The sequence below is a fragment of the Streptomyces adelaidensis genome (assembly GCF_016598475.1).
Lineage (GTDB): Bacteria > Actinomycetota > Actinomycetes > Streptomycetales > Streptomycetaceae > Streptomyces > Streptomyces adelaidensis.
Genome location: NZ_JAEMUX010000021.1, coordinates 75,045 through 100,779 on the forward strand (window position 1 = coordinate 75,045; position 25,735 = coordinate 100,779).

The 25,735-nt window shown below is 70.9% G+C and carries 16 protein-coding genes and 1 pseudogene; 6 read left to right on the plus strand and 11 right to left on the minus strand.

All coding sequences use genetic code 11. From position 1 onward, the window contains the following. Positions 1-67 precede the first annotated feature (67 nt). The 3 genes from pulA (at position 68) to I8N67_RS14970 (ending at position 7,603) form a co-directional block, all read left to right on the plus strand. Entirely contained in the window at positions 68-5,521 is a 5,454-nt protein-coding gene (gene pulA, locus I8N67_RS14960) for a pullulanase-type alpha-1,6-glucosidase (RefSeq protein WP_200303608.1), read from the plus strand. 71 nt (positions 5,522-5,592) lie between these two features. After that, on the plus strand, positions 5,593-7,197 hold the full coding sequence (locus tag I8N67_RS14965) for a fused response regulator/phosphatase (protein ID WP_200303609.1): 1,605 nt from the start codon (positions 5,593-5,595) through the stop codon (positions 7,195-7,197). 49 nt (positions 7,198-7,246) lie between these two features. Next, entirely contained in the window at positions 7,247-7,603 is a 357-nt protein-coding gene (locus I8N67_RS14970; RefSeq protein ID WP_200303571.1) for a 5-carboxymethyl-2-hydroxymuconate Delta-isomerase, read from the plus strand. A 74-nt stretch (positions 7,604-7,677) separates the two neighbouring features. Here I8N67_RS14970 and I8N67_RS14975 read toward each other — a convergent pair whose 3' ends face one another. The 3 genes from I8N67_RS14975 to I8N67_RS14985 form a co-directional block, all read right to left on the minus strand. Beyond that, the gene (locus I8N67_RS14975; protein ID WP_200303572.1) at positions 7,678-8,379 is read right to left on the minus strand and encodes a TetR/AcrR family transcriptional regulator; all 702 of its coding nucleotides are present in this window, start codon (positions 8,377-8,379) and stop codon (positions 7,678-7,680) included. Positions 8,380-8,443: 64 nt separating this feature from the next. Beyond that, entirely contained in the window at positions 8,444-10,393 is a 1,950-nt protein-coding gene (locus I8N67_RS14980) for a hypothetical protein (RefSeq protein WP_200303573.1), read from the minus strand. A gap of 87 nt (positions 10,394-10,480) precedes the next feature. Beyond that, the gene (locus I8N67_RS14985) at positions 10,481-13,609 is read right to left on the minus strand and encodes an alpha-N-acetylglucosaminidase (protein WP_200303574.1); all 3,129 of its coding nucleotides are present in this window, start codon (positions 13,607-13,609) and stop codon (positions 10,481-10,483) included. A 117-nt stretch (positions 13,610-13,726) separates the two neighbouring features. On the opposite strand from I8N67_RS14985, the gene I8N67_RS14990 reads away from it, so the two are divergent. Beyond that, entirely contained in the window at positions 13,727-14,200 is a 474-nt protein-coding gene (locus tag I8N67_RS14990; RefSeq protein WP_200303575.1) for a hypothetical protein, read from the plus strand. Positions 14,201-14,294: 94 nt separating this feature from the next. Here the strand turns inward: I8N67_RS14990 and I8N67_RS14995 are convergent, their stop codons facing one another. The 7 genes from I8N67_RS14995 to I8N67_RS15025 all read right to left on the minus strand — a co-directional run bounded on the left by I8N67_RS14995 (position 14,295) and on the right by I8N67_RS15025 (position 22,455). Further along, positions 14,295-15,848 carry a DUF1996 domain-containing protein gene (locus tag I8N67_RS14995; RefSeq protein ID WP_200303576.1) on the minus strand — a complete coding sequence of 518 codons (1,554 nt, stop codon included), beginning with the start codon at positions 15,846-15,848 and terminating at the stop codon, positions 14,295-14,297. A gap of 921 nt (positions 15,849-16,769) precedes the next feature. Then, on the minus strand, positions 16,770-17,774 hold the full coding sequence (locus I8N67_RS15000; protein ID WP_200303577.1) for an NAD-dependent epimerase/dehydratase family protein: 1,005 nt from the start codon (positions 17,772-17,774) through the stop codon (positions 16,770-16,772). 79 nt (positions 17,775-17,853) lie between these two features. Next, positions 17,854-18,486: a winged helix-turn-helix domain-containing protein gene (locus I8N67_RS15005; RefSeq protein WP_200303578.1), complete on the minus strand. Its 633-nt coding sequence runs from the start codon at positions 18,484-18,486 to the stop codon at positions 17,854-17,856. Positions 18,487-18,816: 330 nt separating this feature from the next. Further along, complete coding sequence (locus I8N67_RS15010; RefSeq protein WP_200303610.1) at positions 18,817-19,788, minus strand: DUF6891 domain-containing protein; 972 nt, start codon at positions 19,786-19,788, stop codon at positions 18,817-18,819. 134 nt (positions 19,789-19,922) lie between these two features. Beyond that, on the minus strand, positions 19,923-20,951 hold the full coding sequence (glnII, locus tag I8N67_RS15015; RefSeq protein WP_200303579.1) for a glutamine synthetase: 1,029 nt from the start codon (positions 20,949-20,951) through the stop codon (positions 19,923-19,925). Positions 20,952-21,237: 286 nt separating this feature from the next. Next, positions 21,238-21,933, minus strand: a complete 696-nt coding sequence (locus I8N67_RS15020; protein ID WP_200303580.1) for an SCO2207 family protein — start codon at positions 21,931-21,933, stop codon at positions 21,238-21,240. Positions 21,934-22,095: 162 nt separating this feature from the next. Continuing rightward, the gene (locus tag I8N67_RS15025) at positions 22,096-22,455 is read right to left on the minus strand and encodes an arsenate reductase family protein (RefSeq protein ID WP_200303581.1); all 360 of its coding nucleotides are present in this window, start codon (positions 22,453-22,455) and stop codon (positions 22,096-22,098) included. A gap of 176 nt (positions 22,456-22,631) precedes the next feature. Between I8N67_RS15025 and I8N67_RS15030 the strand changes: the two genes are divergently transcribed. Both I8N67_RS15030 and I8N67_RS15035 read left to right on the plus strand, forming a co-directional pair. Beyond that, positions 22,632-22,946: a hypothetical protein gene (locus I8N67_RS15030; RefSeq protein ID WP_200303582.1), complete on the plus strand. Its 315-nt coding sequence runs from the start codon at positions 22,632-22,634 to the stop codon at positions 22,944-22,946. A gap of 325 nt (positions 22,947-23,271) precedes the next feature. Next, complete coding sequence (locus I8N67_RS15035) at positions 23,272-23,919, plus strand: DUF4360 domain-containing protein (RefSeq protein WP_200303583.1); 648 nt, start codon at positions 23,272-23,274, stop codon at positions 23,917-23,919. A 215-nt stretch (positions 23,920-24,134) separates the two neighbouring features. Here I8N67_RS15035 and I8N67_RS15040 read toward each other — a convergent pair. Beyond that, positions 24,135-25,297, minus strand: a pseudogene (locus I8N67_RS15040) (winged helix DNA-binding domain-containing protein). Positions 25,298-25,735 lie beyond the last annotated feature (438 nt).

The window sequence follows — 25,735 nt, forward strand, 5'->3', positions numbered from 1 at the left end:
GCGGCGATACGGTCACGCGGGGTCGGACCCGAAGAGCCGTGATCGCAAGGAGTCCATGTCTGTGTCCGTGATACCGAGATGGCCGGTGCCGTCGAGGCGCCGTACCGCCCATGCCGGACGAGTAGCCGCGGTCAGCGCGGTCACCGCGACCGCGCTGACCGCAGCGCTCGTCCAGCCCCTCGCCGCCCGGGCCGCGACCCCGCCCGCGCCGCCCTCGGACGCGAAGCTGGCCGCCGAGCCCGCCCGTCACGACCTCACCCGCGAGCAGTTCTACTTCGTCCTGCCGGATCGATTCGCCAACGGCGACAAGGCGAACGACAAGGGCGGCCTGACCGGCTCGCGCCTCGCCACCGGCTACGACCCCACCGACAAGGGCTTCTACCAGGGCGGCGACCTCAAGGGTCTGACCCAGCGGCTCGACTACATCAAGGGCCTGGGGACCACGTCCATCTGGCTCGCGCCCATCTTCAGGAACCAGCCCGTGCAGGGTGAGGGGGCGAACGCCTCGGCCGGCTACCACGGCTACTGGATCACCGACTTCACCCAGGTCGACCCGCACTTCGGCACCGACAAGGACCTTCAGACCCTGATCTCCAAGGCCCACGCCAAGGGCATGAAGGTCTTCTTCGACGTCATCACCAACCACACCGCCGATGTCGTCGACTATGAGGAGAAGTCCTACGACTACCTCTCCAAGGGCGCCTTCCCTTACCTGACCAAGGACGGGAAGCCCTTCGACGACGCCGACTACGCGGACGGGAGCACCGTCTTCCCGGCCGTCGACGCGGACTCCTTCCCGCGCACCCCCGTCGTCCCGGCCGCCAAGCAGAACACGAAGGTCCCCGCCTGGCTCAACGACCCCACGATGTACCACAACCGGGGCGACTCCACCTGGGCCGGCGAGTCCGCCACGTACGGCGACTTCGTCGGGCTCGACGACCTGTGGACCGAGCGTCCCGAGGTCGTCGAGGGCATGGAGAAGATCTACGAGAAGTGGGTCAGGGACTTCGACATCGACGGATTCCGGATCGACACCGTGAAGCATGTCAACACGGAGTTCTGGACCCAGTGGGCCACCGCGCTCGACGCGTACGCGGCCAGGAAGGGCCGGGACGACTTCTTCATGTTCGGCGAGGTGTACTCCGCCGACACGTCCGTCACCTCCCCGTACGTCACCCAGGGACGCCTCGACTCCACGCTCGACTTCCCCTTCCAGGACGCCGCACGGTCGTACGCCTCCCAGGGCGGCAGTGCGCGGAAGCTCGCCGCGGTCTTCGGCGACGACTACAAGTACACGACCGACAAGGCCAACGCGTACGAGCAGGTCACCTTCCTCGGCAACCACGACATGGGCCGCATCGGGACCTTCCTCGAGCAGGACGACGCGGGGGCGAGCGACGCCCGGCTGGTGAAGAAGGCGAAGCTCGCGAACGAGCTGATGTTCCTCAGCCGCGGCAACCCGGTCGTCTACTACGGCGACGAGCAGGGCTTCACCGGCGCGGGCGGCGACAAGGACGCCCGCCAGACGCTCTTCGCCTCCGAGGTCGCCGACTACCTGGACGACGACCAGCTGGGCACGGACCGTACGCACGCCGAGGACGCCTACGACACGAGTGCACCGCTCTACAAGCAGATCAGTGCTCTCGCCAAGCTCCGCAAGGCCCACCCCGCCCTCGCCGACGGCGTCCAGAGCGAGCGCTACGCGGCCGACGGGTCGGGCATCTACGCCTTCTCCCGCACCGACGCCAGGACCGGCACCGAGTACGTCGTCGCCTTCAACAACGCGGAGGCAGCGAAGACGGCGACCTTCGCGACCGGGTCGGCGGACATGACCTTCCAGCACATCTACGGGACCGGGGCCGGGACCGGGGCCGGAACCGGGACCTCCGCCGACGTGGAGAGCGACTCCGACCGGAAGATCACCCTCACCGTCCCAGCCGGCTCCGCCATCGTCCTCAAGGCCGCCGGCCGACCCGCCGACCCCACCACCGAGCCGTCCCTCACCCTCAAGGCCCCGGCCGCCGGCGCCACCGGCACCGTGGAGCTCACCGCCGATGTCGCCGGCGGCCGGCTCAACCGCGTCGTGTTCGCCGCCCAGACCGGCAACGGCACATGGAAGGCGCTGGGCTCCGCCGACCACGCCCCGTACCGGGTCACCCAGACCGTCGGCGAGGACGTCGCCGCCGGAACGGCCTTGCGGTACAAGGCGGTTGTGATCGACTCGGCCGGCCGTAGGGCGAGCGCGACGGCGGAGTCCACCACCGGCACTCCGCCCGCCCCCGACACCCCCACCGCCTCCTCCCGCGACCACGCGATCGTCCACTACAAGCGCGCGGACGGCGACTACACCGACTGGCGGCTCTACGCCTGGGGCGACCTCGCCGACGGGGAGGCGACCACCTGGCCGGAGGGCCACGACTTCATCGGCCGGGACGCGTACGGCGCCTTCGCCTACGTCAAGCTCAAGCCCGGGGCGTCCAGCGTCGGTTATCTCGTCATCGACAAGGACGGCGACAAGGACGTCCCGGCCGACCGTTCGATCGACGTCACGAAGACGGGCGAGATCTGGGTCGAGCAGGGCAAGGAAGCCGTACTGACCGAGAGGCCCTCGGCCGACTATCCGGAGCAGGACACGTCCAAGGCGGTCCTCCACCACCACCGCGCCGACGGGGACTACGACGGCTGGGGCCTGCACGTCTGGACCGGCGCCGCCAACCCCACGGACTGGTCGAAGCCCCTGGAGCCGGTGCGGACCGACACCTACGGCGCGGTCTTCGAGGTACCGCTCACCGAGGGCGCCACCGGCCTCAGCTACATCCTCCACAAGGGCGACGAGAAGGACCTGCCGACCGACCAGGCCCTGGACCTCAAGGCCGACGGCCACGAGGTGTGGCTGCTGAGCGGCCAGGAGAAGCACCTGCTTCCGCAGCCGGCCGGTTCCGCCGCCGCCCTCGACCTCACCACCTCCAAGGCGGTCTGGATCGACCGCGACACCCTCGCCTGGAACGGCGACGAGACCGCCGCCTCCACCCAGCTGCTGTACTCGCGCACCGGCTCGATCACCGCGAAGAACGGCACCCTCACCGGTAGTGCCACATGGCTCCGCCTCACCAAGTCCGCCCTCACCGACGCCCAGAAGGCCGAGTTCCCGCACCTGAAGTCGTACACCGCCTGGACCGTCGACCCACGCGACCGCGACCGGGTGCGCGAGGCGCTGCGCGGCCAGCTCGTCGCCTCCCAGCGGGCGGCGACAGGGGCGGTGCTCGCGGCGACGGGCGTGCAGCTCGCCGGCGTACTCGACGATCTGCACGACGGATCGGCCGCGGACCTCGGCCCCACCTTCCGGGCCGGCCGGCCCACGCTCGCCGTCTGGGCGCCCACCGCCCAGCAGGTCTCACTCGAACTCGACGGCACGAACCACCCCATGAAGCGGAACGACACCACCGGCGTCTGGTCCGTCACCGGCGAGAAGTCCTGGAAGAACAAGCCCTACCGGTACGTCGTGAAGGTATGGGCCCCGAGCGTCGGCGAGGTCGTCACCAACAAGGTCACCGACCCGTACTCCGTCGCCCTGACCGCCGACTCCGAGCGAAGCCTCGTCGTCGACCTCGCGGACAGGTCCCTCGCCCCGGCCGGCTGGTCGTCGTACACGAAACCCGAAGCCGTACCGCTCAAGGACGCCCAGATCCAGGAACTGCACGTCCGGGACTTCTCCATCGACGACGAGAGCGTGCCCGCGAAGGACAGGGGCACCTACCTGGCCTTCACCGACCGGAGCGGCGACGGCTCGAAGCACCTGCGTGAGCTGGCGAAGGCGGGCACCTCGTACGTCCACCTCCTCCCCGTCGCCGACATCGCCACCATCCCCGAGAAGAAGGCGGACCAGGCGACCGTCGACTGCGACCTGAACGGCTTCGCCGCCGACTCCGACCAGCAGCAGGAATGCGTGGCGAAGGCCGCCGCGAAGGACGGGTTCAACTGGGGCTACGACCCGTACCACTACACCGTCCCGGAGGGCTCGTACGCGACCGATCCGGACGGGACGCGGCGCACGGCCGAGTTCCGGAAGATGGTCAAGGCGCTCAACGACGACGGCCTCGGGGTCGTCCTCGACGTGGTCTACAACCACACCCCCGCGAGCGGCCAGGCCGACAAGAGCGTCCTCGACAAGGTCGTCCCCGGCTACTACCACCGGCTCCTCGCCGACGGTTCGGTCGCCACCTCCACCTGCTGCGCCAACACCGCGCCCGAGAACACGATGATGGGCAAACTGGTCGTCGACTCCGTCGTCACCTGGGCCAAGGAGTACAAGGTCGACGGGTTCCGCTTCGACCTCATGGGGCACCACCCCAAGGCCAACATCCTGGCGGTCAGGAAGGCCCTCGACGGGCTGACCCCGGCCAAGGACGGCGTCGACGGGAAGAAGATCATCCTGTACGGGGAGGGCTGGAACTTCGGCGAGGTCGCCGACGACGCCCGCTTCCCGCAGGCCACCCAGAAGAACATGGCCGGAACCGGCGTCGCGACCTTCTCCGACCGAGCCCGTGACGCCGCACGCGGCGGCGGCCCCTTCGACGAGGACCCGGGCGTCCAGGGCTTCGCCTCCGGCCTCTACACCGACCCCAACTCCTCGGATGAAAACGGCAGTTCGGCCGAGCAGAAGGCGCGGCTGCTGCACTACCAGGACCTCATCAAGGTCGGACTGAGCGGCAACCTCGCGAACTACCGGTTCACCGACACGGGCGGCAAGGAGGTCAAGGGCTCCGAGGTCGACTACAACGGGACCGCCGCCGGATACGCGGACGCCCCCGGTGACGCCCTCGCGTACGTCGACGCCCACGACAACGAATCGCTGTTCGACGCGCTCGCCTTCAAACTGCCCGCCTCCACGAGCGCGGCCGACCGGTCCCGTATGCAGGTCCTCGCCATGGCGACGGCCGCCCTCTCCCAGGGCCCGGCGCTCTCCCAGGCGGGCACCGACCTGCTGCGCTCAAAGTCCCTCGACCGGAACTCGTACGACAGCGGCGACTGGTTCAACGCGATCCACTGGGACTGCCGGGACGGCAACGGCTTCGGCCGCGGCCTGCCCATCGCGGCCGACAACCGCTCCAAGTGGTCCTACGCCAAGCCCCTGTTGACCTCCGTCGAGGTCGGCTGCGAACAGATCGAGGGAGCCTCGGCGGCCTACCGGGAGCTGCTGGAGATCCGTACCACGGAGGACCTGTTCTCCCTCGGCACGGCCGGGCAGGTGCAGTCGAAGCTGTCCTTCCCGCTGTCCGGGACGGACGAGACACCCGGTGTGATCACGATGGAACTCGGCGACCTCGTCGTCGTCTTCAACGCGACCCCCGAGAAGCGGAAGCAGACGGTGGCGGAGCTGGCCGGGTCGGCGTACGCACTGCACCCGGTGCAGGCGGCGGGTGCGGACTCTACCGTCAGAAACGCGTCATACGAAGCGGAATCGGGCACGTTCGCCGTCCCGGGGCGGACCGTGGCGGTATTCGCACGATCGGACCGGTAGGGCGCTAGTTTTGGTGGTGCAGGCGGAGAGGGACGGGCCTGCACCACCCGAACGAGAGCCTCATGAGCCTGATGGCCGACGAAGCAAGCACGGTCCTGGTGGTCGACGACGTGGCCGCCAGCCGTTACGCGATGGGCGCGGTGCTGCGCCGGGCCGGACACAGCGTCGTCCCCGTCGCCAGTGCCGGTGCGGCCCTCGCCGAACTCGATCTGCGGCTCCGCTCGGGTGCCCTGCCCGACGTGGCCCTCGTCGACGTCGGCCTGCCCGACATGAGCGGCTTCGAGCTCTGCCGCCGCCTCAAGTCCCGGCCCCCGATGGCCGCCCTGCCCGTCGTCCACTTCTCGGCCGCCGCCGTCGCCCCCAGCGACCGCTGCCGGGGACTCGACGCGGGCGGCGAGGCCTATCTGACGGTGCCCGCCGAACCCGAGGAGATCCAGGCGGTCGTACGGGCCGCCGTGCGCGGCGCCCGGATGCGCAGCGGCGCCGAGGCCCTCGTACGACGGCTCACCCTGCTGTCCGAGACCATCGTCGACGTCCAGGCCGCCCGCACCCTGGAGGAGCTGGCCGCGGCCGCCGCCGAGGGAGCCGCCCGGCTCACCCGGTCGCCCGCCGCCGTGTTCGTGCTCGGCGAGGACGGCGACCTCTACAGCGGCGCCTCCCGGGCCCGCGCCCGCACCACTCTCCCCGACGCCGGCGCGCACGACGCCGTCGCCCGGCTCATCCGGCGCATCACCGACGGCGACCCCGGGCCGCACCACACCGTGGTCCCCGCACCCCTGTGGCCCGCGGGCTTCTTCCGGCCCGGCGTCACCGAGGACGCCCACCTGGTGCTGGCCCGCACCGAGGGCGGCGCCCCCGTGTGCGTCGCCACCCCCCTGCGCGGCGCCCACGGCGCGTCCCCCGACACCGGCGGCCTCGTCGCCCGCCTCGCCCAGGCCACCGCCCTGGCCGCGCAGCCCCTGCTCATGTACCAGGTCGAACGCCATGTCGCGCTCACCCTCCAGCACAGCTTCCTGCCCAAGCGGGTCCCCGACTTCCCCGGCCTCGACGTGGTCGTCCGCTACGTCCCCGCCTCCCGCCAGACCGAGATCGGCGGCGACTTCTACGCGGCCCTGTCCACCCCGCGTGGTGTTCTCACCGCCGTCGGCGACGTCGTCGGGCACTCGCTGGACGCGGCCACCGTGATGGTCGAGATCCGGCACGCCCTGCGCGCGTACTGCGTGGAACAGTCCGACCCCGCCGCGCTCGCCCGGAGGCTCGACCGAATGCTCCAGCACTACCATCCTGACGTCACCGCCACCGTCTGTCTGGCCCTCGTCGAGCCGGGCAGCGGACGGGTACGGATCGCCAACGCGGGCCACATCCCGCCGCTGATCGTCCGCGACTCCGGCGAGGCCGAGTACGTGAAGGCCGCCGGACCGCTCCTCGGCCTCGGCCTCGAACGGCCCGAGCCCACCGAGGCCGTCCTCTGGCCCACCGACCGGCTCCTCATGGTCACCGACGGTCTCGTCGAGACCCGGGGCATCGACCTCTCGCTCTCCCTGGAGCAGCTGCGGGCGGCCGCCGCCGGCGCACCGCTCGGCACGGTCGCCCTCTGCGACACCTTGCTGCACTGCTTCGGGCAGGACCGGGAGGACGACATCGCGATGCTCGCGCTTCGCCTGCGGCTAGGCTGAGCGGGTTTCCTTTGTTGACCTGGACCTACTGGACCTAGAGGGGCATCGCATGCCGCAGATCACCGTCGACTACTCCGCCGTACTCGCCGAGGGTTTTGACCGGCCGGGGTTCGCCAAGGCCCTGCACGAGGAGGTCGTACGGACGGCCGCCGCGAAGCCGGAGGCCTGCAAGACGCAGTTCAGGGCCGGTGGGGACACGACGGTCGGACCCGACACGGCGGGGCACGCGGTCGTGCATGTCACGCTCGGGCTGCTCGCGGGGCGTACCGATGAGACCAAGGTGAAGCTGACGGAGAACGTGCTGGAACTGCTTCGGGAGTACCTGAAGCCTGAGGGTGGCCTGGCGTTGCACGTGTCGGCGGAGGTGCGGGACCTGGCTCCCTCCTACCGCAAGTTCGACGCGTAGTCGCACCGCGGGGAGGGGGCGTCGGATTTCGGCCGGGGGCTCGTCGTGGTTGCTCGCGCAGTTCCCCGCGCCCCTCAAAGGCTCAGGGGCGGGCCCAGGGTCATCAGGCGCCCCACCAGATCGCTGAACGGGCCGTCTGCCGGCTCGTCGGCGAGCATTCCGTGCAGCAAGGTCGCCATCTCCTTGTCGTGGGCGGCGCTCACCGCCGCCAAGGCCGCGAAGTCGTGTACGAGCTGGGTCTCCAGTTCGCGGCGGGGGATGCGGCGGCCGTCGAGCCAGAGGAGGGCGGTGGACTCGGCGAGGGAGATCCAGGAGCGGATGACCAGCTCCAGTCGGGCGGGTGGGTCCTGGACGTCGAGGTGCGACAGGATCTGGACATAGGCGGCCTGGCGTACGCCGTCGATGAGAGCGTTGGTGCGGGACGAGCCGATGGCCGGGCCGCCGCGCATCAGGGCCGAGAAACCGGGGCCGTGTTCGTCGACGAAGTCGAAGAAGCGGTGCATGACGCGGAGCAGCCGGGTGCCGAGCGGGCCCTGGTGGGGCTCGACGAAACGGTCGGCGAGATCGTCGGAGGCACGCTTCAACGCGGCCTCGTACAGGCTGAGTTTGCCCGGGAAGTAGTGGTAGACGAGCGGGCGGGAGATGCCCGCCGCGGACGCTATCTCGTCGATGGAGACCTCGTCGGGCGAGCGCCGGCTGAACAGTTCGAGGGCGACCCCGATCAATTGCTGCCGCCGCTCCTCCACCGTCATCCTGCGGCGCTCACCGGTTCTCATACGAACACCTTACCGATCGATTCCAGCCTTCCATGGGCTGGATCGCGCAGGGGTGTTCAACGCTTCACTGGACCGCTCTACCGGCCGGCTGGAGCCCGCTGACCTCCCGGCCGTTCGCCAGCACGCCCTTCAACTCGGCCTCGACGCCCTGCTTCGCGGGTACGGCCAGCAGGTTGCCCGGGGCCGAACCGCTCACGCCGCCGGTCACTTCGATGGAGACAGTGTCCTTGGCGCCGGCGGCGAGGAGGTACGAGTCGCCGGTCGCCGACTTCCACGGACCGGCGGCGAGGACATGGGGGTCGGCGGGCCCGCAGGCGGGCACCTCGTCGCCGGCCGCCGTGATGTACGCGCCGGCCGGAGTGTTGAGCTGGGTCAGCGTCCGCGTCCCCGCGCCCCGCCAGGTCTCGGTACGGGTGCACACCCAGTCGGCCGTGCCGCTGCCGTCGGGCAGCGGCTGCCGGGCGAACTGCCAGGCGTTCACGGTCCGCACCCCCTGCGACCGCACCGCGGCCAGGGAGCAGGCGAACGGCGCCCAGGTCGCGGGCGCCGCGGACGCGTCACGCCCCGGCGCCGACGACGGGCGGCCCACCGTGAGCTGCGCGGGCATCACCTCGGCCAGATCGGTCAGCAGCCGCGTACGCCCCGTCGCCTCCGTCAGCTGCAGAACGTCCCACGACCGGCACTCCCCGGTACCCGCCGCCGGACTGGCGAACGGGGCCGTCGTCCCGTCCGCCGACAACGCGAGCGCCCGTACCTCACCACTGGCCTTCGCCAGATCCCGTACGGCCGCCGCACGCACCCAAGGGGCCGTCAGATAGCGGACGTTGCCGTCGGCCCGGCCCAGCACCAGGGCGCTCGCGCCGGCGCCCGTCGCCCCGTCGACCCGGGACAGGTCGAGGGCGGCCACGCCGGTGTCGTCGAGGGACTCCGCGTACCGGGCGATGCGCAGACCGTCGTGGAGCAACACCACCCGCAGGTTGTCGACCTTGCCCGCGTACAGCAGCTGCGGCGGGCCGGGCGGGGCGCCGGCCGGGGTGCCCAGCGTCACCGAGACCTGCACGGACTCGCCGGGGCGGGCCCACACGGCGAGCGCCCGCCGCAGCAGGGCCTTGTCCCGGGTGAGGTCGCCGCGCGCGGGCCACGTGCTGAAGTCGCTGCGCCCCGTCGCCCGCCACGCAGTGGCCGCCGCCGTCGTCAACCGGCCCGGATCGAGCGCCGCCTGCGCCGCCGGATTCCGCGCGTACGGGGGTGCCGCCGCGCCGTCCGGGCCCCACCCCTCGCCGGGCAGCCCCAGGAGCGCCCCGCACACGACCACGGCGGCCGTCGCGGCCAGCGCGGCCTTCGTGTGCTGGCGGCGGCGCATCAGGTCCGTGGGGCGGGCATGCAGCGAGCAGGGGTCGAACTCGGGGGAGGCGAGGAGCGGATACTGCTGCGTCGACACGGCGTCGGCCTCTGCCAGCGCCGCGCCCGGGTCGTCGGCCCCGGCCTCCAGGAGGAGCGTCCTGATCGCCGGGTCCGGGAGCTTCTCCAAGCCGCGCAGTACGTACGCGGCGCGGGCGGGGGAGGACAGCGCCGACAACCGCTGATCCAACGCCAGTTCGTCGGCGCCGCCCGAGCGGGGGAAGAGACGCAGGCCCCACACCTGGGGCAGCAGCGGCGGCAGTTGCGAGCGCTTCGGCCACGCCTTGCGGCGCAGGGGGAGCCCTGCCTCCAGCGCGGTGCGGATCACCTGGAGGCGGACGTACGCGTACCCCGGGTTCCGCTCCCGGCCCGTCGCCTGCGCCGGGACGCGTGATCCCGCCGTACGCCCTCGCGGCAGCGCCCGCTGAGTCAGCGCGTGCGCCGTCACCACGCGGCGGTTGCGGCCCAGGCTCGGGGGCAGCGTGAGATACGCCAACCGGACCAGCCGCGGGTAGTGCTCGACGAGCGCGGCCTCCGCCTGCTCGACGTCCACGGTCTGTTCCTGGGCGGCGTGGGGCGATGTGGGGCGGGGGGCGACATCCTGTGACTGCACGTTCAGCAGAACGAGCGAATGGTCCGATGGTCACGTTGCCGCATCCGCGGGGCCGCGGACTCGCAGACAACCGACAACCGAGGAAAGCTACCTGAGCACCCAGCCGCTGAACTCCACCGTCCCCCGCACCCCACTCCCCCCATTCGTCGCACTCATGAACAACCCCACATCCTGAGCCCCACCAGAAGCCCCCGGCACACTCACCACCCCCACCGCCCGCCACGTCCCCCCGTCATCCATGGAGCACTCACCCGTGTAGGAGCCGGAGGCCCCCCGCGTCAACCGAAGAAGCACCGGCGCCTTGATCCCTGTGATCCGCCGATACGTGTCGAGCGTCCCGTCCCCCGTGCTGTCGTAAGAAAGCACGACCCCGTTCGCCGGCGTGACCGCCAGGTTGAGGAAGCCCGGAGAGCCGGGCGTGGCAAGGCTGTTGCGCACGATGATCCCCGCCCGAGCCCAGTTCCCCGTGACCGCCTGGGAGTCGACCCGGAGGGTGACGGACCCCCCGTCCCGCAGCCCGCCCGCCCGGTACGCCGTACCGAACTCCGTCGTGCCACGCCAGAGATCCACCCCACCGCCATCGATGGCGAATCGGCCCTCCAGTTCCCCGAAGACGGCCTCGTTGTCGGTGTAGGTGTCCCACCCCGCACCCAACGGCCCCGCCTCGAAGAGCGTCCCGTCGACCCGCCCCTCGACCCGGTCCTCACCACGAGGGCCGTACCGCACGGTGACGGTGCAGGGGAGAGGCCGGAGAGGACGGTCGAGCGGAGCACCCGGCGCGCTCGCGCGCCAGCGGACCGTGGCGGAGCCCGCCGCCGGGACGCTCGCGACCGACGTCGTCCCCTCCGGCTCGGCCGTGCCTTCGAAGCCGGTGAGGGCGAAGTCCACCCGCCCCGTCGCCCGCAGCCCGTTGACATTGCGGAACTCGGCCGAAACCCGCGCACTCCCACCGGGCGGCAGGACCGGCGGCTCGGCGTCGACGGTCAGGGCCCCCTGGTACGGCGCCCGCGCCAGGACGCTCCGCACCCGCCCGGCCAGCGCGTACGCGTCGCCCACCGGCCGCAGCGGATAGTCCTTGCGCTCCCAGGTCCACGGCTCCTCGAACGCGAACCAGTCCACGGCCGCCGGCGCGGTCCCCGTGGCGAGGGCGTCCTCCAGGGTGTCGAGCCACTTCTGCCAGCGCGGGACGTAGAAGTCGGCCATGAGGCCGTTCCACTCCCGGTTGCCGTACTCGTGGAGGTTCCCCGTGTCGGAGGTCGCCCGCCCGCCCCACACCGTGATCAGGACCTTCGCCGTCCGCTCGAACTCCGCCCGCTCGGCGTCGTTCGTGGCCATCAGCCGTGCCTCGTTCACCCACGGGCCCAGCAGGAACGCGCCGTTCGCGCCCGTGACCTCGTCGGACAGCCGCATCAGCCGCAGCCAGAGCGTGGACAGGGCGCGGAAGGTTTCGAGATCCTCGCGCTGGTAGGCCGCCCGCAGTTGCGGCAGATACTGGCGGCTCCGGTGCGCCAGCGCCTGCCTCGCCACGTCCACCACGTCGTACCGGTACGCCGCGTTGCCACGCAGCCCGCCCGCCACGCCCAGCAGTCCGGCGAGGGCCGCGTCGAAGCGACCGGGGTCGTACGTCAGCGTCCGGGGCGCGTACTCGGCGGCGCGGTCCGCGGCGAGGTCGGGGCGGGCACAGAACAGGGAGTCGTGCGGGTCGCTGCGCTCGACGGCCCGCTGTTGGTAGGCGGTGTCGTGCAAGGCCCGCCAGGCCTCGCGGGCGGAGCGGTCGCGGCCGCCGTACCGGAAGTCGGCGTACGAGGAGAACCAGGCGGCCCGGTCGATCTTCGTCGGCGTCCACGCCAGTTCGGAGAAGAGCTCGAAGGCCGCCGGGTCGCGGTCGGTGGCCTCCGGCATGAACGCCGTACCGGCCAGCGCGCTGCCCGCCTTGTCCCGCCAGGCGAAGAACTTGTCGTTCCAGAGGTGCGCGCGGGCCCCGATCGTCGTACGGCCGCCGAAGTTGGGGATCGTGCCGAAGCAGTACGGGGTGCCGCCCCAGTCGCGTTCCCGGTCGGTGACGCTCGTGTAGCGGTCGGAGACGCCGTCGACGATCAGCATCCTCGACCTGTCGATGGCGTCGAGGAGTTCCGGCAGCGGGTTCTCCTGCCAGCCGAGGATGACCCAGGTGGCGCCGGGGCGGGCCTTGTGCAGGGCTCGCTCCACGCCCTGCGCGGCGTCCGGCACCGGTACGTCACCCGCCGTGCCGCCCTCGTGGAGGAGGTCCATCTTGAAGTGGGACGCCTCGCCGAACACGTCCGTCAGATGACCGTAGAACGAGGCGGCGACCCCCGCGAAGGAGTCGGTGCGGGGGTCCAGCCAGTCCGGGCGCTCGAAACCGTGCCAGATTCCCTGCGGGACGACCCGCGCGTCGCCGCCGTTGCGCGCCACGAACTCCTTGGGCACATGGCCGTAGTAGCCGGGCAGCACGGGGGACATGCCCAGCTCGCGCAGCCGGTCCGCGATCCGCCGGCCGAGCGCGGCCCGGCGCGCGATCAGCTCGGGGGAGAGCGGGCCGCCGTAGCCGGACAGGTTCTGCAGCAGCCACCACGGCTGGTGGGAGGGGGCGGGGAGCCAGGCGCGGGACTCCTCGTCCGAGTAGCCGAAGTCCTTGAGCAGCCGGTGGTAGACGGCCTCCATACCCGCGATGACCAGCACCTCGTTGCAGCCGTGCGCCGCCAGGAGGTCGATCTGGTGTTCCCAGTACGGCCAGTCCGCGTACGGGGCGGTGTAGCCGTCGTTGGTGTCGTTGAGCGCGAAGCGGTGGGGGAGGGCGGTGGATCTCTCCAGGGGCCGGGCGGGCGCGGGGAGGCGGTTGGGCAGGTCGAGCCGGCTGCCGTTCCAGGCGAGGTGCGCCCCGCAGACGTACTTCAGGTACCAGTGCACGCCCATGAGCAGGGTGGCCGGGGTCGTGGCCTGCACCTGGAGGCGCCCGGTGGTGCCGGTGACCCGGAAACGGTCGGTCGTACCCTGCCTCCTGACGAGCGTGAGCCGGAACTGATCGGCGTGGCCGGGGAGCATCCGATTGAGTGCTGAGCGGGCGGGAGCCGTATCGAAGGCAGGGCCCTGGCCGGGGCTCTCAGCGGCGTGGACCGGGACCGTCAGTCCCAGAGTGGTCCCGAGGCCGATGGCACCGGCCGAGCCCAGCACCGAGCGTCGCGACGGAGAGTTCATGACTGTGTGCCCCCTGTGTCGACAGATGCGGCACGCTAACCGGACGGACGCCTGTGCTCAACGGTGCGCACGGAGCTGGCGAGTTCATATCGCCGGAATGGACCGGAGGGACGACGGATGAAAATGACGCACGAGAGGCTTGCGGTGCGCGGGCTCGCCCTGAGTGCGGCCGGTGCGGCCGCGGCTCTGCTGGCGCTGACCGGCTGCGGCTCGAGCTCGGCCGACGAGGGCGAGACGGTGCCCAAGACGGCGAGCGGGACCCTGGAGCACATCGCGGGCGAGGTCGGCTGCAAGCCGGACATGCAGACGGACGCCGACACGATCCGGCAGGCCCTCTGCAAGAACACCGACGGCGACTTCGACGGCAAGTTCGTCCTCGCGACCTTCGCCACCGACCGCGGCCAGGCGGAATGGCTCGCAGGTGCCAAGGACTACGGCGGCTACTACCTCGTCGGCCGCAAGTGGGTCGCCATCGGCGATGAGAAGACGGTCACCGGGCTGCAGGGCTCGCTCGGCGGGGAGATGCAGGAGGGGTCCGAGCACATGAACCCCGGTGGCAGCCACAACAACAGCGGCAGCCACAGCGGCTGACTGCGAGTGGCTGACCGGGCGGGTCGGGTTCGGGCGCAAGCGAAAGTCGGCGGTGGGAGATCCCACCGCCGACTTCCTCGTTACTGCTTCAGGACTACTGGCAGTCCTGGCCGCTGTTGATGCAGTCGACCACCTGGTTCATCGTGTTCTCGTCGAAGAAGTTGATGAAGTCGTTGTGGTCGGTGATCGCCTTGTGCAGCTGGTCCGGGAAGGAGTCGACCGCGAAGGGGTTCGCGATCTGTCCGTTCTGGATCTGCGGGGCCGGGACGTCGTAGACCAGGCGGACCTGGAGCTGGGGGATGGCCTGGAAGCCGTTGGAGCAGCTGCCGTTCCCCTCGACGAAGTCCACGTGCGTGCGGTGGTTGGCGCTGTCGATGTTCTGGCCGTCCCAGCAGCTCTGGAAGAAGGACGTCCGCACCACGGAGCTGCCGTCGGGGCAGATCGGGTACTTGTCCGTCAGCTGGCGGTCCTCGAAGCCGGTGCAGCTCCAGTTCGTGTTGGCGTTGTTGAGGCCGTTCACGAAGGCCTTCGCGTCACCGGTGATGATGCGCAGGGCGGTCGGCATCGCGACGACGTCGCTCGTCTTGTTGCCGACGAACTTCAGCTCCGCCTGGCTCGGCTCGACGATCTTGCCGACGTTGCCGTCCTGGCCGCCACCGGGCTGACCCGCGTCGATGTCCTGCGTACCGTCCTGGATACGGATGACCGGCCAGAAGTACGACGACTTGTCACCCTGGTTCTGGCAGGTGGTGTCGGCGTTCGCCAGGTCCTGGTCGCTCGCGAAGGCGTTGTTGCTCTGGTTGCCCACGTAGTCGTGCTGGTGCTGGGCACCGTTGCTGACACCCGGGGCGACGATCACGTTGTCCGAGTTGCGGAGCTCGTTCTCGTTGGTGCCACAGGCCGTGGTGAACGTGCCCGTCGAACCGCCGTCACCGTTCGCGGCGAGACCGTTTCCGTTCACGCCCTGCGGGCCGCCGTTGGGCTGGACCTGGGTGATGTCCTGGAAGTCGGCCGCGACCGGGCCGTTGCCGCCCTGGCCCTGGTCCTGGCCCTGGTCCTGACCGTCGCCCTGGTCCTGGCCATTGTCGCCCTGGTTCTGACCGTCGCCCTGGTCCTGGCCGTCGCCCTGGTTCTGGTCCTGACCGTCGTTGCCCTGGTTCTGGCCGCCTCCGGCGTTGGTCTGGTCGGCGACACCCTTGCAGCCGGCGAGCTGGTCCATGCCCTGCGGGGTCTTGCCGCCCGCGTTCCGGATGTTGATGCCGATCCGGTCGAGGGTGGCCGTCCGCTTGGACTGCAGCGGGCTGAGGATGGCGTTGTTGACGAAGCCCGCGTCACCGGCCTGTGCCTGGCGGGTGTCCGCGAGGCGCTTGTAGGCGGCGGTGATCTGCTGATCCAGCAGCGCCAACTCCTTGGCGACGCCCGCCCGTGCCTTTTCAGGCACGCTCGTCAGCTGTTGGCCGACGTCGGGGCAGTCGATGGTGGCCACCTGAGCGGAGGCCAGTGTGCTGTTCTGCTTGGACTTCGACTCACCGGCTGAGGCGTAGAAGTTTGCCCAAACCAGCCCGCCACCCGCGACCGCGAGCGCCGCGGATGCGGCAATGGCCCGAACGGCCAGCGGCGAACGTCGTTTCCTTGTGTTGCGTCCCATGGAACTCCTCTGACTTCCTTGCGGGGCATCGAGGCGCCCGACAGGAGTGAAGCGGCTCCATCAAATACGCGGCTCGTCCCAGGAGTGTTCAGGCGACTCAGAAACTGATGAGAGATTCGTGGGACAAACTGGTTTCAACACCCCACGAAACACCAGGAGTTGTTGATCCCCTACGGCCTGTGCGCGGTGAAGGCCCCTGGCGGAGTCCGGGAAGGGAGTGTTTCACCGACCCTGACCAAGATGGACGAGAACCGCCGCCACATGCCGAATGACGCCGTCAGGTGGCTTTGGCGAGGATACGGCGGTTGTGTCGGGTGATCACCTGTTCCGTGACGTTGAGCTGCCGCTCCGGGGGCGGGGGCGGGGGCCGCCGCCCGGGGAGGGCTACCGGGGTCCGGGTCCGGGTCCCGAACTCGGCTGATCTATAGGGGAGTTCGGGACGGCAGTCGACCGGATCACCGACCGGATAGCTGGCCGGGCCGCCGTCGCATGCCCCTGGTCGTCCGCTCGACTCCGGCTGGTTCGAAGCCGCGCGGCGCCGCTCCGATCCCAGCCCCGTCCCGCCTCCCCGCGCCCGATGCCGGTCACCGCGACAGGCGTCGGGGCCGCGGGCACGCGTGCCTGAGGCGTCCCCGCTGCCCGGATCAACTGCCGGCGATCGTGCCGCTGGGGCGGTACGGGTGGGCGCGGTGGCGCCGTGCGGGTGCCGGGAAGCGCCGCCAACCCCCGGCCCCGCCCCGCCCCCGACCTCGGCCTCGTCCCGGTCCCGATACGCACCCCTCCGCCCCCCGGTTCGATGCCGGTCACCGCGGGACGCGTCGGGGGCGACGGGCGTGCACGCCTGTGGCCGTCTCCGCTGCCTTGGCCCACGTGCCGATCCCCGGTCGGCCTCGGCGTGGGGTGCCCCGTCAGTGGGCGCGGCTACAGGCTCAGCACCTTCGCCTCGACCGACGGGTCCAGACCCGGCACCGGGCGGTCCGGACGGAGTGGGGCGACGCCGCCGAGGCTCGTCAGCCAGTTCCAGGTGTCGCGTACGGTCTCCTCCACATCCCGGCAGCGGAGTCCGTCCCGCACGGCTCGCGACACGTCTGCCGTGTGCAGGGCGTCGTACAGGTCGCTGCGCGACGGTACCCACACCGGCAGCTGAGTCCACGGCTCGATGCCGGCCCCGAGGACCGACTCGGGTGCGGTCCACCGGAGTTCGGCCGTGCCGCCGGTCGTCCGGACGCAAGCGTCGAGCAGTGCGCCCATGGTGGTCACACCCGGGGGCCCGACGAGGTTGTAGGCGCCGTCCAGCCGCTGTTCCGCGGCGCCGACAACCCAGGAGGCCAGATCGCGGACGTCGATGTATTGAAGGGGGAGATCCTGGGGGCCGGGCGCCAGGACGGGTCCGCCCCTGGCGATGCGGGTGAGCCACCAGGGGAGGCGCCCGATGTTCTCGTACGGCCCGAGGATCAGCCCGGAGCGTACGAGCAGGGAGCGGTCGGTGCCGAACGCCTCGATCGCGGCGAGCTCCCCGCCCCGCTTGTCGCGGGCGTAGTCCGTCTGCTCCGCGTCGGCCGAGGCCCCCGCCACGAGCGGCGCCCGCTCGTCGTACCCGGCGGCCGGCGGCCAGTCGTACACCGAGCAACTCGACACGTACACATACCGGTCGGCCGCATCGGCCAGCAGCCGCGCGGCATCCCGGACAGCCCGTGGCGCCGCCGACCAGGTGTCGACGACGACATCCCACCCGCCCTCACCGGCGGCGTCGGCGAGCGCCGCGAGCCCGTCCGGTGCCGTGCGGTCGCCCCGCAACGACCGCACTCCGGCCGGAGGCGCGTGCCGTCCCCGGTGGAAGACGGTCACCTCCCAGCCGTGGGCCAGCGCCGACTCCACGACGGCGCGACCAACGAACTCCGTACCACCCAGCAACAGAAGTCTCATACCGACGAGCCTGCCCGCCGGGCGTCCGGTACGGAACGGGAATCTGCTCTCAGGAGATCCGCCGGCAGGAGATCCGCTGTCAACGACCGAGCGGCGGCGCGTACTTGTACCCGACCCGTCGCACCGTCTGGATCGCCTGGCGGAACTCCGCACCCAGCTTGCGGCGCAGCCGGGCGATGTGGACGTCGACGGTCCGCCCGTCGCCCACATGTCCGTAGCCCCACACGGTGGTGACCAACTGGTCGCGGGTGTGCACCCGGTTCGGGTGCGCGACGAGGTGGGCGAGAAGCTCGAACTCCAGGTAGGTGAGGTCGAGCGGCCGCCCGTCGGTCTCGGCGGTGCGCTGCACGGTGTCGACCCGGACCAACTCGTCCCCGGAACCGGCACCGGCGCCGACGGCACCGGCGCCGTCGGCCGACCCCTCGTCCGGGACCGCGAACGGCGGCACCGGCGGCCGCCGGTCGGCCGGGACGAGGACCAGGTAGCCGATCATCGGCGGCCGGCCCGGCAGCGTGGGCAGCGTGTGCTGGGGAGCGGGCAGCCAGGTGGTGCCCGGCGGCAGGAAGTCCGCCACGTCGACGACCTCGTCCCGGCTCACGGCACGCAGTCGATGCCGGGGGGAGGCGAGGGGCGAGGGCACGGCGGCGGCCGGGGCGGAGCCCGCGGCGGCGGAGAGAGGAGCGGCGGTCGAGAGGGAACGGGTCTTCGCCATGAGGTCAGCTCTTTCGCGCGAGAGGTTCGTCCGGGAGACCTCGGCGCCCGATTCGTGGTCGGGTCCGCCGAGGGACGTACGTCGTGTCGCGCCGACCGAAGGCCGGGGTGTACGGCTTTAGAGGGCCGGCGCGTTCATCGCGCGGCAACACACCCGGTCGAAGTCGTGGTGCTGACGGGAAGGCCAGAAGGGCTCAAGGTCATGGCGACCCGTCGCACGTCGGTTCTGGAAGCTGGCCATGAGCCCATTGAAGCAGACACCGCCCCGCGAAAGGACCCCTCCTCTCACCGCTTGGACGCTTCGCCGATGTGACGGGGATGTGCCGTGACCTCATCCGACCAGGCGTTTCCGCCATTCCAGCGGGGTGACGGTGATGCTCTTCGACGGATCGCCGTCCCACTCGGTGGACAGCCCCTCCGCCGCGAGCGCCGCGACGACCTGGCGCCCGACGGTGGTCGTGGTGTCGGGGGAGCCGTCGAACCCGCCGTACAGCAGCATCAGTCCGTGCCCGCCGGCGGCGCCCTCGGTGCATTGCGAGTGGAAGAACACGAACCCCGGGGCGTCATCCGGTCCTTCGGCGCCTATCTCGCTCGTACCGCAGTTGCGGCAGCAGGTGAAGTTCTCCCGGGCGGTGATGCCGTGCGCCGCCCGGAGCGTCTCGAAGGCGCGGGTGAGCCGCTCGGGGTCGGTGACCCCGTCCCAGGTCTCCTGCTCGGCGACCCGCTCCACCCACAGCCGGTCGACGAGCTGCCGGGCCTGCGCGGAGGAGACGGGCCGGTCGTCGCCGTCGACAAGACAGTCCTCGGCGGTCTCGCTCAGCCCGTCCCGGTCGTCGTATCCGCAGCGCAGCAGCTCCCGTACCCGCTCCTCGACCTGCTCCCGTACGTCGTCCGGGAGTTCCGGCACCTCCTCGGGGGCGTCGTGCTCGACCAGGCTCCACTCGATGCCGCGCTCCCAGCCCGCCGTCCGCCGCGCCCAGCCGGTCATGGCCGCCGCGACCCGCTCCGGGTCGGTGAGGACCGCCCCGAAGAACAGGTCGCGGGCCTCCCGGCGCTCCAGCTGGTACTCGCCGCTGCCCCGCTCGTGCCAGACCTGGATGAAGACATCGGGGATGTCCGGTATCCGCTGCACGACCAGGAACCGGTCGTCCTCGTCCCCGATCCGTTCCACCAGCTCCCGCAACCGCCCCGCCGTGATCCGGGCGTGCGTCTGCCAGTTCTCCGTCTTGACCTTGACGGCCAACTCGTCCGTACCGACCGCGTCCGTACGGGCCAACTCGTCCGCACCGACTGGCTCGTCCATGCTGACGGGCTCTTTCATACGGGCCTCGTCGCCCCCGTTGATCTCCATGCCCCTCACCATGACACGCCCCACTGACAACGCCGGAGGGCGCCCACCGGAACCGGTGGACGCCCTCTCGGAGTTCGCGGCGTGGATCAGACCTGGCCGGCCTTGTCCAGCGCGGTGCAGCAGGTGTCGACGATCAGCCGCGTCACGACGTACGGGTCGACGTTGGCGTTCGGACGGCGGTCCTCGATGTAGCCCTTGCCGTCCTTCTCGACCTGCCACGGGATACGGACCGAGGCGCCACGGTTGGAGACGCCGTACGAGTACTCGTTCCACGGGGCGGTCTCGTGCAGACCGGTCAGGCGGTCGTCGATGCCGGCGCCGTAGTTCTTGACGTGGTCGAGCGGCTTCGAGCCCTCGCCCAGCGACTCGCACGCGGTGATGATCGCGTCGTAGCCCTCGCGCATCGCCTTCGTGGAGAAGTTGGTGTGCGCACCGGCGCCGTTCCAGTCGCCCTTCACCGGCTTCGGGTCCAGCGTCGCGGAGACGTCGAAGTCCTCGGCCGTGCGGTAGAGCAGCCAGCGGGCCACCCACAGGTGGTCGGAGACGTCCAGCGGCGAGACGGGGCCGACCTGGAACTCCCACTGACCGGGCATGACCTCGGCGTTGATGCCCGAGATGGCGAGACCGGCCTTGAGGCAGTTCTCCAGGTGGGCCTCGACGATGTCACGGCCGAAGATCTCATCGGCGCCGACGCCGCAGTAGTAGCCGCCCTGCGGGGCCGGGAAGCCGCCGACGGGGAAGCCGAGCGGGCGCTCGCCGTCGAAGAAGGTGTACTCCTGCTCGATGCCGAAGATCGGCTCCTGGGAGGCGAACTTCTCGGCGACCTCACGCAGCGCGGCACGTGTGTTGGACTCGTGCGGCGTCATGTCGATGTTGAGGACCTCGCAGAGCACGAGGATGTCGTCGCCGCCGCGGATCGGGTCCGGGCAGGAGAAGACCGGCTGGAGCACCCGGTCCGAGGAGTGCCCCTCGGCCTGGTTCGTGGAGGACCCGTCGAAGCCCCAGATCGGCAGCTCGGCACCCTTGGCGTCGTCGGCCATAATCTTCGTCTTGGAACGGAGCTTGGCCGTCGGCTCGGTGCCGTCGATCCAGATGTACTCAGCCTTGAAGGTCACGGGCCTCATCCTTCGGGGTGGGTCTCTAGGCGCATGTGCGGGTGCTGCGGCGCTGCGGCACTGAAACGCCGCGCTGATGCCGGGCAGCCTGTCAACATGCGATTTCCCGATCATTGCTCGAATGTGAACCCCGTGTTACCTGGTGCCTCTGTGGTGCGTCTCACGCACCGTGCGGACCGGCTCGTATGCGATGGGGGGACGGGGGGACGCCGTGGGCCCTGTCGCTCTCCGCGGAGAGCGACAGGGCCCACGACTGTCGGGTATCGGGAGGGCTACCCCGAGAGGGTCACCCCACCTTTTCGATCAGCGCCCGGCGGATCAGGAACTTGCCGGGTTCCCGGACCTCCTCGAAGGCGGAGTCGTTCAGCAGGACACAGCTGCCGGAGACCGAGGTGACCTCGACGGTCGTGGACTTGTTGTTGTCCAGGTTGGTCACCTTCAGCTTCGTGCCGGCGGGGAACTGGTCGCTGGACGCGGCCGGGGCGCCGCCCTCACCGGAGAGGGTGACGGTGGAGCCGTCGCAGACCTGCTCGCCGGCGCCGCCCGCGTCCCCTGCGGCCTCGTCGCCCTGGGGATCCTGGGGGTCCTGAGCCGATCCCCCGGTCTCCGTGGCCGGTGCCGAAGGCTGTGCGGGCTGTGCGGGCTGTGCGGGCTGTGCGGGTTGCGCGGCCTGGGAGCCCTGAGCCGACTCCCCGACGACGCAACCGGACGCCTCCTGCTGGACGTTGATCTGGGCGATGACCGCCTCGCGGTTGGTGACGCGGGCCGCCGACTGGGCGTCGGGGTTCGCCTTCTGGTCCGCGATGAACCGCTCGTTGTTGCCGAGCGCGGTGGCCAGGCCCTGACAGACGCTCGACTCCGCCGCGGTCTGCGCCGCGTTCGACGTGGCCGCCATGGCGAAGGCCCCGCCGCCCGCCACCGCCGCCGCGGTCACGAACAGTGCGACCTTCTTCTTCGTGCTGAGCGTTCTCCTACGCGACATGCGCGCCTCCTGTTCCCGGCGGCCCTCGGATGGGCCGTCGGCTCGGACGAGTACGCCGCTACGTAGGAGATGTCGAACGAAGTTACTCAATGGTCACAGGAAACTCTCAAGTAACCCGGACCACACAAAGGGTGGGGGCCGCCGGCTCGGTCGGACGGGCCCTCACCGGGACAGCGCGTCCCGTACGGCCTCGTCCGTGCGGGCCACCACCGCTGTGCCGTCGTCCGCGGTGATGATCGGCCGTTGGATGAGCTTCGGGTGCTCGGCGAGTGCCGTGATCCACCGCTCGCGCGTATCGGCGTCCCGCGCCCACTCCTTGAGGCCCAGCTCCTTCGCGGCGGCCTCCTGGGTGCGGGTGATGTCCCACGGTTCGAGCCCGAGCCGGTTCAGTACGTCGCGGATCTCGTCCTCGCTCGGGACGTCGTCCAGGTAGCGGCGGACGGTGTAGTCGGCGCCCTCGGCGTCGAGCAGGCTGACCGCGCTGCGGCACTTGGAACAGGCCGGATTGATCCAGATCTCCATGCCGACAACCGTAGCCAAGGCCGTGCGAAAACCCGTGTTCCACGTGTGTCACAGGGCCCCCGAAAAGCCTTCTGGCCAGGGGTGATTGTCAGTGGGGGGTAGTAAAATAAGAGCAGTGTTCGAGGGTTGCCGACGGGGGATTCCGGCGGCGCCCAGACCGCGACAGGAGGATGTCCGTGCCCGCTGCCGCACTGAAGTCGAAGCCGCTGCCCACCCAGTCCACCGCCCACCGTCCCGTCCTGCTCGACCTGCCCTACGAGCCGGTGGTGAAGCACACGCTGCCGCCGGGCCGTCCGCGCGAGTGGTACATCACCCACAACCGGCGTCTGAAGGCCATGCGCCTCGCGATCGCCCTGCTCGACTCCGGTCTCTACATGCCGAACCAGGCGCGCAACGAGACGATCCGGAGCACGGCGGAGGCCATCGGTGTGCATCCGCCGTCGGACACCACGTGCCACATGGTGCGGGCGCTGATGCGGTACAGCCGCTGAACGACCGCTGACGCCGCCCGCCCGATCTTCCGGTGCCGTCCACTCCTCGGGGTGGGCGGCACCGGTGCGTCGAGGGGGTCGGCGCCCAACAGGCCCCCGTGGGCCGGAGGAAGGTGGAGGTGGTGAGGTGGTGGAGGCGGTGGAGGTGGCGGCGGGAGAGAAGGGTGATCTCCGGCCGCCAGGGTTGGCCGGAGATCGCTCTAGCCATGCCCGCTCGGGCTCCATACGATGCGGTCGCCCCTCGGTCTTCACAGCTCTTTCACAGAGTGAGGGGTCCTCGTGCATGTCTGTTGACATGTGCATGCCTTTAATTGGAGAACCCCCCATGGTTCGTGGTCTCCTGCTGGGCGGCGCCGTCGCCGCCCTGTTCGCCAGTGCGCTTCCCGCGCAGGCCGAGTCCCCCTTCGAGGACCCGCCCCCGGACAAGATCGTCATCAAGGTCGCCACGGTGAACGGCTCCGGCTGTCCCCAGGGCACGGCCGCGGTCGCCGTCTCGCCCGACAACACCGCGTTCACGGTGACCTACAGCGACTATCTCGCCCAGGTCGGGGGCGGCGCCCCCTCCACCGCGTTCCGCAAGAACTGCCAGCTCAACCTGATCGTCCATGTGCCGGGCGGCTTCACCTACGCCATCGCGAGCGTCGACTACCGAGGCTTCGCCTCGCTCCAGAGCGGCGCGAGTGGCACGGAGAAGGCCTCGTACTACTTCCAGGGCTCCCCGGACACGGCCGCGAGAACGCACGCGTTCAGCGGTCCCTACGAGGACAACTGGCAGACCACCGACGAGACCGACTGGGCCCAACTGGTGTGGGCGCCCTGTGGTGTTGAGCGCAACTTCAACATCAACACCGAGCTGCGCGTGAACAAGGGGACGTCGCCGGCGAACAGCACGAGCTTCATGACCATGGACTCGACGGACGGTGACATCAGCACGGTCTATCACTTGGCGTGGAAGGAGTGTCCCTCCGGGTGAGCCGGTGGTGCCGGGTGGCCTGGGTTTTTCTCGGGCGCCCGGCACATTTGCGTGCCTCGCCGGGTTGTTCCGGCGCGGGTCCGGTGGGGGTGCCCCCAAAGGCGAAAAGCACGGGGCGCAGCCCCTGCTTTTCAGGGGCGCGGGGAACTGCGCGAGCAACCACGAATCACCCGCACTCGCCAACGCACCAGCCCCCCCCACTCATGGGCGCCCGCCTACCCCAACTCCCGTTCCAACGGCGTCCGGAAGCGCGGCGTGACCCGGGTCGCGCCCAGCCACCCCCGCAACCGCTCCGCCTCCGCCGTGATCGCCCGCTCCGCCTCCCCGTCGATCCCGGTCGTGTCCAGCAGGCGCCAGGCGATGTCGCCGTCGGGCCGCTGGGCCCAGCCGCCCACGACCCGGCCGTTCCACCACACCGTCGGGCCGACGTTGCCGCTGTAGTCGAAGAGCGCGGCGCGCAGCTCGGGGGCGAGATACCAGTCGCGCTGCTGCCAGCCCATCGAGGGCGGGCAGGAGGGCGGCCCAGGGCTCGACCGGGTCGAGGACCGGGCGTCGGCCGTCACATACCCGTGCCCTCGTCCAGCGTCACCGCCCGCGCCCCGATCGCCGCCAGCGCCCGGCGGACCTCGGTGACCCGCCACCCCGTCCACCACTTCAGGTCGGCCTCGGTCGCCGGGCCGCAGGCCGCCAGCCACCGGCCCAGCAGGGACGCCTGCGCCTCGGCCACGTCCAGCTCGGGGTGCGGGGGCGCCACGGCCCAGCGGAACTGGCTCGACGTCCAGGAGCCGAGCGGCCGTCCCCGTACGACCCTGCCCTCCACGCCCAGCACCTTCAGCAGCCGCGTCGAGACGGTGTGCACGCCCTCGTAACTCTTCCCTGCCGCGTACACGAACCGCTCCCGCAACCGAGGTTCGTCCTGCGCGAGTTCGGCCGCCGTCGCCTGGCCGCGGAGGGCCAGCGCGGCCAGCGCCGACTCCTCGACCTCCTTCAGCCAGGCCGCGTCCGGGGCCCCGGCCACCGCCATGCTCTTGAGCAGCGAGGCTCGCTCCTTGGCGGCGACGGTGATGCCGGTCGAGGCGTGCACCACGGCGGTCAGGTCCGTGGGGAACACGAACACGGTCTGCCGCATGCCGTGCATCCGGACGAGGGCCCGGTCCGTGTACAGCGCCCGCTCGGTCTCGGCCACCGTCCGCCCCGGGTCGGCGAGCCGCGCACCCACCGCCAGATACACCGTCGCGGGGTCCGAGCCGTGCAGCGCGACCAGTGAGCCGGCCACCTCCTCCGGGCCCGCCGCCCGCACAGATCCGGCCAACCGCTGCCGCAGCGCCAGCCGGCCCCGCCGCTCGGCCACACCGACGTACCGCCTCGCGTCCCCCATACCTGCCGCCTCCCGCTCGTAGCCCCTTGAGATCTCCGGAGCCATCCTCTCGGACACCACTGACAATCGGGCGGCACCGGCGACCGGCCCACGTCAGCCGATCGCCGTACTCGAACGCCAGGGCCAGGGCCAGGGCCAGGGCCAGGGCCAGGGCCAGGGCCAGGGCCGGGACCGGCTGCCGGAGCTGCCGCCCGTCCGGTCCGGCCGACGAGCCCTGCCGTAGCCCTGGCCGCCGTCGGCCGACTACGCGTACCGCACGGTGAATTCGGCCGTGTCGCCGCCCACCCTGATCGTCGAACCCCATGGGCCCGGCATCCCGATAAATGGGATGCCGACGCAGGTGTCACAAGAGCATCCTGAATACGCGCCGCGGAGTCGCCGGGGGCACCGGGCCCGTGCAGGGCAGGCACCACTTTCCGGTCCCGGGGCTACTCTTCC

Excerpts from the sequence above, each read along its gene's own strand:
- I8N67_RS14965 (WP_200303609.1), top strand. The coding sequence starts at position 5,593 with ATGGCCGACGAAGCAAGCACGGTCCTGGTGGTCGACGACGTGGCCGCC.
- I8N67_RS14970 (WP_200303571.1), top strand. The coding sequence starts at position 7,247 with ATGCCGCAGATCACCGTCGACTACTCCGCCGTACTCGCCGAGGGTTTT.
- I8N67_RS14975 (WP_200303572.1), bottom strand. The coding sequence starts at position 8,379 with ATGAGAACCGGTGAGCGCCGCAGGATGACGGTGGAGGAGCGGCGGCAG.
- I8N67_RS14985 (WP_200303574.1), bottom strand. The coding sequence starts at position 13,609 with ATGAACTCTCCGTCGCGACGCTCGGTGCTGGGCTCGGCCGGTGCCATC.
- I8N67_RS14990 (WP_200303575.1), top strand. The coding sequence starts at position 13,727 with ATGAAAATGACGCACGAGAGGCTTGCGGTGCGCGGGCTCGCCCTGAGT.
- I8N67_RS14995 (WP_200303576.1), bottom strand. The coding sequence starts at position 15,848 with ATGGGACGCAACACAAGGAAACGACGTTCGCCGCTGGCCGTTCGGGCC.
- I8N67_RS15000 (WP_200303577.1), bottom strand. The coding sequence starts at position 17,774 with ATGAGACTTCTGTTGCTGGGTGGTACGGAGTTCGTTGGTCGCGCCGTC.
- I8N67_RS15005 (WP_200303578.1), bottom strand. The coding sequence starts at position 18,486 with ATGGCGAAGACCCGTTCCCTCTCGACCGCCGCTCCTCTCTCCGCCGCC.
- I8N67_RS15010 (WP_200303610.1), bottom strand. The coding sequence starts at position 19,788 with ATGGACGAGCCAGTCGGTGCGGACGAGTTGGCCCGTACGGACGCGGTC.
- I8N67_RS15020 (WP_200303580.1), bottom strand. The coding sequence starts at position 21,933 with ATGTCGCGTAGGAGAACGCTCAGCACGAAGAAGAAGGTCGCACTGTTC.
- I8N67_RS15025 (WP_200303581.1), bottom strand. The coding sequence starts at position 22,455 with ATGGAGATCTGGATCAATCCGGCCTGTTCCAAGTGCCGCAGCGCGGTC.
- I8N67_RS15035 (WP_200303583.1), top strand. The coding sequence starts at position 23,272 with ATGGTTCGTGGTCTCCTGCTGGGCGGCGCCGTCGCCGCCCTGTTCGCC.